Raw genomic sequence first — 11,210 nt, 5'->3', positions numbered from 1 at the left:
CCGCGGCGTCCCGAGCTCAGCCGGGGACGGGGACAGCCGCCAGCGTCTGGTCGACGATGGAGTCGGGCGCCATGCCGGCGGCCTCCGCCTCGTAGGTCAGGCCGATGCGGTGGCGCAGCACGTCGCCCGCGATCTCCTGGACCAGGTCCGGTGTCACCTGGGCCGCGCCGCGGAGGAAGGCCAGCGCGCGGCTCGCCTGGTAGAGGGCCAGAGACGCACGCGGCGAGGCGCCGAACGCCAGCAGCCGCATGTCACCGGCCGGCGATGCGGCGAGCTCCCGGGTGCGGCGGACGATCGCCAGGATGTAGGCCGCGATCTCGGGGGCCATGTAGACCTCGTCCACCGCGGCCCGCAGGCGCAGCAGCTCGGCGGCGTCGGAGACCCCCTCCAGGTGCGGCGCGTGGCTGGCCGAGCCCCACCGGTCGAGCATCTGCAACTCTTCCTCGGCGCTCGGGTAGTCGAGCAGCAACTTGAAGAGGAAGCGGTCGGTCTGCGCCTCCGGCAGCGGATAGGTGCCCTCATGCTCCACCGGGTTCTGCGTCGCGAGCACCAGGAAGGGGTCCGGCAGCTCATGGCGGACGCCGCCGATGGTCACCTGCCGCTCCTGCATCGCCTCGAGCAGGGCGCTCTGCACCTTGGCGGGCGAACGGTTGATCTCGTCGGCCAGCACGATGTTGGCGAACACCGGCCCCCTGTGGGGCGTGAAGGTCCCGTCGTGCGGGGAGTAGACCATCGTGCCCACCACGTCGCTGGGCAGCAGGTCGGGCGTGAACTGGATGCGCTCGAAATCCAGGCCCATCGCCTTGCCGAGGGACTTCACCAACAGGGTCTTGGCCAGCCCTGGCATCCCCTCCAGCAGGACGTGTCCGCCCACCAGCAGCGCGATCTGCAGCCGCTCGATGATCGGCTTCTGGCCCAGCACCGCCTGTCCGACCGCGCCGGAGACGCGGGCGGCCCAGGCTGGCCCAGGGGACACGGGCGGGGACTGGTGGTTCATGGTACGCATCCACTCACGGCGGGGGCGGGCGGTCCAGCGCCGGACCGCCCGCAGTTGGTATCAGTCGCCGCGGGTGCGGAGCAGCACCTTCCCGTGCCGCTGCGGGGTCACCTTGCCGTTCGCAACCGCCGCCTTGCCGTTCACGAAGACGAAGTCCATGCCTTCGGAATAGGCGTGCGGCTTCTCGTAGGTCGCCACGTCACGGACGGTCTCGGGGTTGAACACCAGGACGTCGGCATAGGCGCCGGGGCGGATCACGCCACGGTCCTTGATCGCGAACACCTCCGCCGTCAGTCCGGTGGAGGAATGGATCGCCTGCTCCCAGCTGATCACCTTCCTGTCGACCACGTAGCGACGCAGCTTGCGCGGGAAGGCGCCGTAGGCGCGGGGATGCTCGGCCCCCTCCCCGAACTTCACGAGCGCGCCGTCGCTCGAGGTCATGGTCCAGGGCTGTTTCATGAGGTTCTCGACGTCCTTCTCGTTCATGTTGAAGGACACGATCCCGGCGCCGCCCTTGATCAGCATGTCGATGGCGGTGTCGACGGGATCCTGGAGACGGGCCCTGGCGATCTCGTCCAGCCGCTTGCCCTCAAGCGAGGGATCGGCGTCGTAGCCGCGGATCATCATCGAGTTGGGCCCACCGCGGCGGGCCATGTTCGCGACCATCTCCTTGCGGATCAGCGCCCGTTGCTCGGGGTTCTGCAGGCGCTTGGCGATCGCGTCCTTGCCGCCCTCCTGTGCCCAGCCCGGCAGCAGCGAGGGCTGCAGGCCCGAACCGGAGGCGGCGTAGGCGTACTGGTCGGCCCAGATCGACAGCCCCTCCGCGCGCGCGTCGTCGATCAGCTTGATGGCCTCGACAGACTTCCCCCAGACCGAGGGACCCAGCATCTTCATGTGGGTGACCACGCCGGGAATCTTCGCCTCGCGCGAGACGGTGATCAGTTCCTTGATGGCGCCCAGAACGCCCACGTCGTAGCTGGACTCGTCGCGGATATGGCTGATGTGGAAGGCGTTCGGATAGGGCGCCGCGACCTTGGCGAGGGCCACCAGTTCGGCGGTGTCGGAGTACTTGCCCGGCACGTAGAACGGGCCGCTCGAGAAGCCGAAGGCCCCGAAATCCATGGCGCTCTTCACGAGCGTCTGCATGCGGGCGACCTCCGCAGGCGTCGCCTTGCGGTTGGCCAGGTCCATGACGTCCCTGCGGACGCCGTTATGCCCGATCATCGGCGCGACGTTCACGCCCGGCACGTTCTTCTCGATGGCGGCCACCTGCGGGCGGATGTCGCCGGGCCCGCCGCCGTCCGGATTGAGCATCACGGTCGTGATGCCCTGGTAGAGGATCGGCACAGCCGCGGCGAGTTCAGCCGTCTCGATGCCGGGGGCCGCGTGCGAGTGCGGGTCGATGAAGCCTGGGGTCACGTAACGGCCCTTGGCGTCCACCACCTGGTCGGCGGTGGCAGAGGCCGGGATGTCCCCTACCTTGACGATCCGATCGCCTTTGATGCCCACGTCAGCCACCACGCCCGGCTTCAGTGAGCCGTCGAACACCCGGCCGCCGCGGATCAGCACGTCGTAATCGGCCGCCTGCGCCCAGACCGGCGCCGCGGCCGCAAGGCCGAGCGCCAGGGTGGCCATCAGCAGCGGTCGTCGCCGCAGGGGGGACGCCCCTCTTGTTCCGCCGAACTGGTTCAAGGCACTACTCCCAAGGTTGCACGTCCGGGGCCCGCGAGGGCCTCAGTACTTGAAGCGGAGGCCGACGCGGTAGACGCGCCCGAGGATGTCGTAGACCCCCTGGTTGGTGGAGGGGTTGCCGTAGGCGGTGCCCGCCGGCCCATAGGCCACGATCTCGGGGTCCCGGTTCAGGATGTTGTTCACGTTGAAGAACACCTGGGTGCTCTCCATCCCCGCGAAGTCGAGGTCGTAGCTCACCGCGGCGTCGAGGTAGTAGGCGCCGTCGATGTGGTTGTCGTTGATCGTACGGTTCGCGATGGTCGAGGCGGGACAGGACGAGACGCATTCCACGAAGGAATTGTCGTAGACGCCTTCCGAGACCCCCCGGGCGGTGAGCTGCACCGTCCAGGGGTCGGACAGCCAGGTGGCGGTGGCGCGCCAGATGAACTCCGGCGGGCCGTTCGCGGTGTTCTCCCCCGCCCGGTCTGTGGGCTGGTCGATCCCGTTGTTGTTGTAGTTCTTCATGTAATAGGTGGCGACCCCGCGCAGGGTCAGATCACCGCCGGCCAGCTCCATCCGGTACGACGCCTCGAAGTCGATGCCCTCGGCCTCGCGTTCGGCGAAATTGAAGGGGCTGACCGAGACCCGGCTGATCAGGTTGCCCGAGCGGGTGATCGCCGCGCAGTACTGCGACACCCCCTCGAAGCAGCGGTCGACGATGGTCTGGGCGCTGACCGCGCCGATGGCGCCGTCGATCCTGATGTTGAAGTAGTCGACCGCGGCGGCGAAGCCGGGCAGGAACGACGGCTGCAGCACGACCCCGAGGCCCCAGGTGTCCGCCTTCTCGGGCTTGAGGGCGAGGTTGCCGGTGGTCACCTCGAGGAACTGGGTGTTCTGGTTGTTGTTGAACGGATCGACCAGGACATTGGTCCGGCTCGTCCCCGCGGCGAACAGCTCGTTCAGGTTCGGCGCGCGGATGTCACGTGAGCGGGTGACGCGGAACCGGACGTCCGGGATCGGCGCATAGGTCGCCCCGATCTTCCAGGTGACCACGTCCCCGGACGTGGAATAGTTGGTGGCGCGGACCGCCGCGTTGAGGTCAAGCCCCTCCCACAGCGGCACGACCGTCTCCAGGTAGCCTTCGGTCACCTTGTAGGAGCCGAAGGTCGGCAGGTAGTTGCCGACGAACCAGCCGGACCGGTACTCGGTGGGCACCTCCCCGGACACCGCCTCCTTGCGGTGCTCGACGCCCACGGCGACGGAGACCGGGCCGGCCCAGGTGGAGAACGGGTTGCCGGCCAGGTTCGCCGCCGCCACGTTCTGGGTGAAGAACTGCCGGCGGTAGGGGTTGCCGAGGATGTAGGCCAGCGCCTCCGGCGAGTTCACGCCGATCCCCATGCGGTTGAAGGGGACGCACCCGTTCGTCGGGTTGGTCAGGCTCGAGCGGCAGACGATCTCGTTGGTGCCGGGGCGGAACACCGCGTCCTGCGCCAGCGCCAGGCGCGCGTTGTTGGTGATGTCCCGAGCCATCTCGAAGGTCTCGGTCCTGCCGCGCTGGTAGTAGGCGTCCCACGTCCATTCGTCGCCCAGCAGGTCGAGCCGGCCGTTGGCCCCCACCACGATGCGGGTGACGGAGCGCTTGTTGTCGGTCTTGCGGATGGGCAGGTCCGCATTGGTGGTGCCGAGCCTGAAACTCGCGATGTTCAGGGAGGCGAGCTGCTGGCGGATGGCCGCCGGCAGGAAGGCGTTGTCCGAGCGGATCGTCACATTGCCCTGGTTGAACTGGACGCCGGTCCAGCCCAGCGAGGCGTGCTCGTTGTACGAGGCCTGGCCGAAGATGCTGAGGCTGTCGGTCAGGTCAAAACTGGCGCGGCCAAAGATCCCCTTGCGCCGCTCGTCGGCATCCAGGGACTGCTTGTCGTTGACCTGCACCGCCTGCCAGTCGCCGCCGATCATCCAGGGGTCGCGCGTCGTGCCGTAGGCCTGCTGATAGACCGCGCCGCCCGGCCCGAACGCCGTGCCCCGCAGGGGCGTGTCGACGATGATGCCGCCAGGGGTGGCGTTGCTGAGGCCCGCGTTCGGGGTGAGAAGCCATTCGGGCTGGCCGTTGCCGGCGGCGTAGGCCGGGTTGGTGATGATGTACCAGCCGTTTTTGTTCCAGTCGCGCGGCACGCCGTAGATGCCCTCGCGATCCACCAGTTCCGCGTTGAACAGCACCTTGCCGCGGCCGCCCGCGAAGGGCAGGCCGGCGCTGATGTTCACCCGGTACTGGTCGTCGTCCCCGTAGGTCGTCTGGCCATACTCGACGGACCCCTTCACACCCTCGAGGTCCTTGTCGAGGATGAAGTTCACGACCCCTGAGACCGCGTCGGAGCCGTAGGCCGCCGAGGCGCCGCCGGTGACGATCTCAACGCTCTTGATGAGACCCTGCGGGAAGGTGTTGACGTCCACCGCGCCGGTGATCGTCGAGCCCACCGACCGCTGGCCGTCCAGCAGCACGAGGGTGCGTTCGATCCCGAGCGCGCGCAGGTTCAGCGCATTCACGCCGGAGGTTCCGGCGCTGATCGAGGCGTTGGAGGTCTGCGGCGTGTTGCTGCCGGCGATGGACGGGATGTCGTTGACGAAGTCCGCCACGTTCGAGGGCGCCGCCGCCGCCAGCTCCTGCTCGCTGACCACCGTCAGCGGCGTGGGGGCCTGGTAGCCGTCACGCACGATGCGGGTGCCGGTGACCACCAGCTCCTGGACGTCGGTGGCCCCGCCCGGCGTCTGGGCCTGGGCCGCTCCACCATGCAGCGCCAGGACGATGGCGATGGCCGAGGCGCCCGCGAAGCCCGCCTTCCGGCCGACCGGAGCGCGCAGCGCGGCGCGCGATTGATGAATTGTCATTGGAAGGCCCCCTCACAGTTGACGGACAGAAAAGACCTCCGCGCACCGGGGCTTCTTATTGTTCGCCGGTCACGTCGGAGGGTCGCCCGCAGCTATTCGAAGGGTTCGATTGCGCCGGGTGTGTTGTCAATGCGACGGCCCCTTCCCAAAAGGGGGAATCCCATAACTGCCCGCTATGGGTTTGGACTTCCCGTAGGGCAACCAGTTGCCGCCGTGGGTAGTGCCGCTCCGCGTCGCACCCGTCCTGCGGGCGAAAGCGGCGGCGAGCCCATGCCCTGCGGTTGGGGGCGGAGGCGCCCAAAGCATACCGCCGGACGTGCAACCGAGTTGCGGCTGAAGCGGGAGTGTGCGGACATCCCGTGCGGCGGACCGACGAGTCCCGCCGCGAATGGGGGAGCTGCGAAACCTTGAGCGCGATGGCCTGCCGCCCTCGTCCCGGAGCGCGTCCTTGACGCTCAACGCCCTCGAGACGACCGCGCTCGGCTGCGTGCTGCTGCTGGTGGGCTATGGCCTCCGCGACCGCGTCCGCCTCCTCGACCAGCTCAACCTGCCGGCGCCGGTGATCGGCGGCATGCTGGCGGCGCTGGCCGCGCTCGCCGCCCGGCTGTCCGGCCTGCCGCCCATCAAGTTCGACGCGGCCCTGCAAAGCCCGATGATGATCGCCTTCTTCACCACCCTGGGGTTCGCGGCGAGCTATCGCCTGCTGATGCGGGGCGGTCCGCAGGTCGTGCTGCTGCTCGGGATCGCGGCGGCCGTGGCCGTGATGCAGGCCCTGCTCGGGGCCGGCATATCGGCGGCCTTCGGCCTCAACCCCCTCCTGGGCGTGCTCACCGGCACCGCCACCCTCTCCGGCGGCCCGGCCACGGGCCTGGCCTTCGCGCCGCAGTTCGAGGCGGCCGGCGTGCCCGGCGCCGCGGCCATCGCCACGGCCAACGCCATGGGCGGCATCGTGCTCGCCAGCGTGTTCGGCGCGCCCCTGGCCACCTGGCTGATCGTCCGCCGCCGGCTGGACCCGCGCCTGCAGCCGCCACTGGAGACGATCGTCACCGTCACCGCCGAAACCGGACCGGCGCACAGCCACGCGGCGATCACCTTCACGGTGCTGAAGACCGCCGCCGTGATCGCGGTCTCGATGTGGCTGGGCGGTCTCGTCAGCGCCTGGATCAAGTCGGCCGGCATCGTGCTGCCGCCCTACATCGGGGCCATGCTGGTGGCCGGCGCCCTGCGCAACCTCGATGACGTCACCGGCGCCGTGAAACTGCCCATCGCCGCCATCGAGCTTGCGGGCGCCATCGCGCTCTCCCTGTTCCTGGTCCTGGCGATCATGACCCTGGACCTGACCCGGCTCGCAGGCCTGGCGCTGCCGATGATGGTCATCCTGGCCGCGCAGCTGGCCCTGGTGGGCCTGCTCGTCCTCGGACCCGTCTGGTGGTTGATGGGCCGGACCTACGACGCCGCCGTCACGGCCGGCGGCTTCGCGGGGTTCATGCTGGGCACCACCGCGAACGCCATGGCGATCATGCACGCCCTGGTCGAGAAATACGCCGAGGCGCCGCGGGCCTTCCTCACCGTCCCGCTGGTCGGCGCCTTCTTCATCGACTTCGTCAACGCCCTGATCATCACCGCCTTCCTCAACCTATGGGGCTAGGCGCCGGGCGCGGCGCGCCGACGCTGGGCGCGGCGCTGGTCGCCGTCACGGTGGCGGCCGGCGGCGCGGCGGCCGCAGCCGAGCCCGTCGCCTGCCCGGCCCAGCCGATCCGCTGGAAGGATGACTGCGCTGGCCTGGCGGGCGAACCGCTCACCGGCCTCGACCGGCTGAGGTACCTTCCGGTCGGCAGCGGCTGGGTGACCCTCGGCGGAGAGGTCCGCGTGCGGCTCGAGCGCATGGACGCGGCCGATTTCGGGATCGCCGGCGGACCGGCCTATCTGCAGCTCGGCCGTCGCGGCATGCTGCACGCCGATCTGCACCTCACACCGGAGCTGCGGGTATTCGGCCAGCTGGCGGCGGCCGAGGCGGATGGGCGGCGCCCCGGTCCCCGGCCCCAGGACCAGGACGAGGTCGACGTGGCCCAGCTGTTCGTGGACGCGCCGCTGCGCCTGGGCGACACCGAACTCCTCGCCCGATTCGGCCGCCAGGAGATCGACCTCTCCGGCAACCGGCTGGTGACCACGCGGGACGGGGTCACGATCCGCCGGACCTTCCAGGGCGCGCTTGGACAGGCTGCTCGCGGCGACCTCCGCCTCACCGTGTTCGCGCTCCGGCCCACGGCGCTGCGGCGTGGCGCCTTCGACGACGGTCCCGATGGCCGCGAGACCTTCCGCGGCGCCTCCCTCGACTACCGGCCGCCCGCCGGTCTCGTCACCGGTTTCGTGTTCCGCCGGACACGGTCCGAGGCGCGCTTCGCCGAGCTTGCCGGCCCCGAGCAGCGGTGGACGGCGGGCCTGCGCTATGCCGTCCGCCGCCCCGCGTGGGACGCCTGGGCGCAGGCCGCCTGGCAGTGGGGCGAGGCCTCGGACCAGACCATCGCGGCTTCGTCCGTGGCGACCGGGGCCAGCTACACCTTCGGCGGGCGGCGCCGCCCCACCCTCGGCGGGACCCTAGCCTACGCGAGCGGCGACCGGCGACGCGGAGACGGCGAGCTGGGGGCGTTCGATCCCCTCTATCCCAACACCTTCGGCCTCTCGGACGCGCCGTTCATCTACCAGACCAACTACCGGCTGGCGGCGATCGAGGGCTCGGCCCTCTTCGGTCGGGCGGAGCTCGGCCTGTCCGGCTTCCTGCTCGCCCGCGACGCGACCGGAGACGCCATCTACGGGGGCGGCCGCCCGCTGCCCGGCCCACCCTCGACCGGTCGGCTCACCGCCTTTCTCGGCCAGGCCGACGCGCGACTGCCCCTCACCCCGCGCACGGAGCTCTACGTGTCGACGGTTCGGGCCCTGGCCGGCGAGGGCGTGCGCCAGGCCGGCGGCCGCTCCGGCCTCTATGCCCGGGTTCAGCTCACGACCCGCTTCTAGCCGTCACGCGCAGGGGCCAGCAGCGGCAGCAGCCCCGCCACGAGATGATAGAGGGACGTCGCCGGCGCCGGCTCGTCCACGAAGCTGCCGTCCGCCCGCATCTTGTCCCGCCAGATTCCCGCCCGGGGCGTATCGAGGAACTTCGCCAGCCCCCCCGCCGCCGCCAGCGCCTGCGATTCGGTCCCGAAGGTGAGCGCCGCGCGCAGGCGCTCGGTCTGCGCCCAGAGCCGGGCCACGGGATCGCGCACGCTGAGGTCCGGCCAGACCGCGCCCACGGCGACGCCGCGCTCAGGATCGACGCCCTGCAGCCCGCGCTCGAACAGGCCCCGCACCACCGACCGAAGCCCTGTCTGCCCCCGGCGCTCGGCCCACTGGTCGAGGAGCCAGGCCCACTCGAACTGGTGGCCGGGCTCGATCAGGCCACCGTCGCCGTCGGGAAGCGGCCGCCAGGTCTCGTCGAAGAACTCCCGCAGGAGCCCGTCCTCCATGAAGCGGCCGAGCGCAAGCGCCACGACCTCGTCCGAGACGGCGGCCCAGCTCGCCTCCCCCGCCGCCTCCCAGGCGAGCGCCGCCTCGAGGAGGTGCATGTGGGCGTTGGCCTGGAACGGGTGCTCGCCCGCCTCCCGCCAGCCGCCGCCGGGGTGCCGCAGCGCCTCCATAGCCGTCAGCAGCGCCCCGGCCTCCCCGGCCCGGTCGCCGAGGCCGGCGGCGTGGAGGCCCGCCAGCGACAGCAGGGCGAAGGCCTGTTCGTAGAGCTGGGGCGTCGGGTCGGTGATCCGTCCCGCGGCGTCCGCCGCCCGGGCGAAGAGCCCGTCCGCCCGCAGGTAGTGCGCCCGGTGGAAATCGTGGGCCCGGCCGGCGGCCAGCCCATAGGCGTCGCCCCAGCCCTGCCCCGCCGCCGTGGCGAAGACCCACACCTGGCGCGTCTGCACCCGGCTGCGCCGGACGGCCCCGGCCGGGGCCCCGTCGGGCGTGAGCGCCTCCTGGAAGCTGCCGCGGCCCGCATCCACGCCCGCCGTCGACCACAGGGGCAGCGCCGCCTCGCGCAGCCAGTCGCCGTACCAGCGCGCGGCGTCGGAAAGGCTGCGGAAGTCGGGGGCCATGGCGCCAAATAGCCGAGCACACCGGGGGGCGCCATATGTGCAGGCGCGCAGGGCCGCGGCCCTGCGCGTTCGACGCCGCCGTAGCTTGCCGGTAATAGGTCGGTGACAAGAAGCACTTCAGGTTTGTCGGGATTCGGGGCGCGCATGTCGGGGAAGATCTATCCCGTGATCCTGTCGGGCGGTTCGGGCTCCCGCCTGTGGCCGCTCTCGCGCGAGAGCTATCCCAAGCAGCTCCTGCCGCTGGCCGGGCCGCGCACCATGCTGCAGGAGACCGCCCTGCGGGTCGGGGATGCGAAGCGCTTCCATCCGGTCATGGTCGTGGCCAACGCCGAGCACCGCTTCGTCATCGCCGAGCAGCTGCGCGAGATCGGCGCGGCGGCGCCCACCATCGTGCTGGAGCCCGCCGCCCGGAACACGGCCGCCGCCGTCGCCAGCGCCGCCTTGCTGGCCGGCGCCGAGGACCCGGACGCCCTGATCCTCGTCATGCCGGCCGACCACACCATCCCGGCGAAGGCCGACTTCCTCGCCGCCGTCGACGCGGGCCTGCCCGCCGCTCGCGAGGGCGCCCTGGTGCTGTTCGGCATCCAGCCGGACGCGCCGGCGACGGGCTACGGCTACATCCGGGGCGGCGAGACGCTGGGCGGCGCCGCACGGAAGGTCGAGGCCTTCGTCGAGAAGCCCGACCTCGCCACCGCCGAGGCCTACGTCGAGAGCGGCGACTACTACTGGAACAGCGGCATCTTCCTGCTGCCGGCGCGCGCCGTCCTGGCCGAGCTGGAGCAGCACGAGCCGGCGGTCCTCGCCGCGGTCCGCGCCGCCGTCGACGCCGCCCGCAGCGACATGGACTTCCTGCGCCTCGATCCGGAAGCCTTCGCCGCCTGCCCCTCCATCTCCATTGACTACGCCGTCATGGAGCGGACGAGCCGGGCCGCCGTCGTCCCCTCGACCTTCGCCTGGAGCGACGTGGGCGCCTGGAGCGCGCTGTGGGAGCTCGCGGACCGCGACGCCGACCAGAACGTGGAGATCGGCGACACCCTGGCCGAGAAGACCCGCGGCTCATACCTGCGCAGCGAGGGGCCGCTGATCGCCACGGTGGGCGTCGAGGACCTGATCGTCATCGCGACGCCGGACGCCGTGCTGGTGGCCAGCCGCCACGCCGACCAGGACGTGAAGCGCGTCGTGGAGCGGCTGAAGGCGTCGAACCACGAGACCGCCGTGCAGACCCGCCGCGTCTACCGCCCGTGGGGCTGGTACGAGGGCATCCACGTCGGCGAGCGGTTCCAGGTGAAGCGGATCACCGTCAATCCCGGCGGCAAGCTCAGCCTCCAGAAGCATTTCCACCGGGCTGAGCACTGGGTGGTGGTGAACGGCACCGCCGAGGTGCACCTCGACGGCGTCCAGAAGCTGCTCGGCGAGAACGAGAGCATCTACATCCCGCTCGGCGCCACGCACCGGCTCTGCAACCCGGGCAAGGTGCCGCTCAACCTCATCGAGGTGCAGTCCGGCGCCTACCTCGGCGAGGACGACATCGTGCGGCT

Annotated in this window: 7 protein-coding genes; 3 read left to right on the top strand and 4 right to left on the bottom strand. The window is 70.9% G+C overall.

Annotation, left to right across the window (positions count from 1 at the left end; translation table 11 throughout):
• Positions 1-16: 16 nt before the first annotated feature.
• From V7Z97_RS12245 to V7Z97_RS12235, 3 genes are all read right to left on the bottom strand, one after another.
• Entirely contained in the window at positions 17-997 is a 981-nt protein-coding gene (locus V7Z97_RS12245) for an AAA family ATPase (RefSeq protein ID WP_334163707.1), read from the bottom strand.
• Between the two features lie 60 nt (positions 998-1,057).
• Positions 1,058-2,632: an N-acyl-D-amino-acid deacylase family protein gene (locus tag V7Z97_RS12240; protein WP_334163706.1), complete on the bottom strand. Its 1,575-nt coding sequence runs from the start codon at positions 2,630-2,632 to the stop codon at positions 1,058-1,060.
• A 99-nt stretch (positions 2,633-2,731) separates the two neighbouring features.
• A complete protein-coding gene (locus V7Z97_RS12235) occupies positions 2,732-5,554 on the bottom strand; it encodes a TonB-dependent receptor domain-containing protein (RefSeq protein WP_334163705.1) in 2,823 nt (940 codons plus the stop codon).
• 448 nt (positions 5,555-6,002) lie between these two features.
• Here V7Z97_RS12235 and V7Z97_RS12230 point away from each other — a divergent pair, with 448 nt between their 5' ends.
• Together V7Z97_RS12230 and V7Z97_RS12225 are read left to right on the top strand one after the other, a co-directional pair.
• Complete coding sequence (locus tag V7Z97_RS12230) at positions 6,003-7,202, top strand: sodium/glutamate symporter (RefSeq protein WP_334163704.1); 1,200 nt, start codon at positions 6,003-6,005, stop codon at positions 7,200-7,202.
• Positions 7,193-8,569: an alginate export family protein gene (locus V7Z97_RS12225; protein ID WP_334163703.1), complete on the top strand. Its 1,377-nt coding sequence runs from the start codon at positions 7,193-7,195 to the stop codon at positions 8,567-8,569. Before V7Z97_RS12230 ends, V7Z97_RS12225 begins: the two co-directional genes overlap by 10 nt.
• Here the strand turns inward: V7Z97_RS12225 and V7Z97_RS12220 are convergent.
• On the bottom strand, positions 8,566-9,672 hold the full coding sequence (locus V7Z97_RS12220; RefSeq protein WP_334163702.1) for an AGE family epimerase/isomerase: 1,107 nt from the start codon (positions 9,670-9,672) through the stop codon (positions 8,566-8,568). The two genes, V7Z97_RS12225 and V7Z97_RS12220, sit on opposite strands and share 4 nt — an antisense overlap.
• 144 nt (positions 9,673-9,816) lie before the next feature.
• Here V7Z97_RS12220 and V7Z97_RS12215 point away from each other — a divergent pair.
• Positions 9,817-11,210: mannose-1-phosphate guanylyltransferase/mannose-6-phosphate isomerase (locus V7Z97_RS12215; RefSeq protein ID WP_334163701.1), on the top strand; the 1,394-nt coding region annotated here is incomplete at its 3' end.

It is taken from the genome of Phenylobacterium sp. (genome assembly GCF_036821595.1).
In the GTDB taxonomy this organism is placed as follows: Bacteria; Pseudomonadota; Alphaproteobacteria; order Caulobacterales; family Caulobacteraceae; genus Phenylobacterium.
Note: the sequence above shows the minus strand (reverse complement) of the source record. Positions and strands in the feature narration are given on the sequence as shown.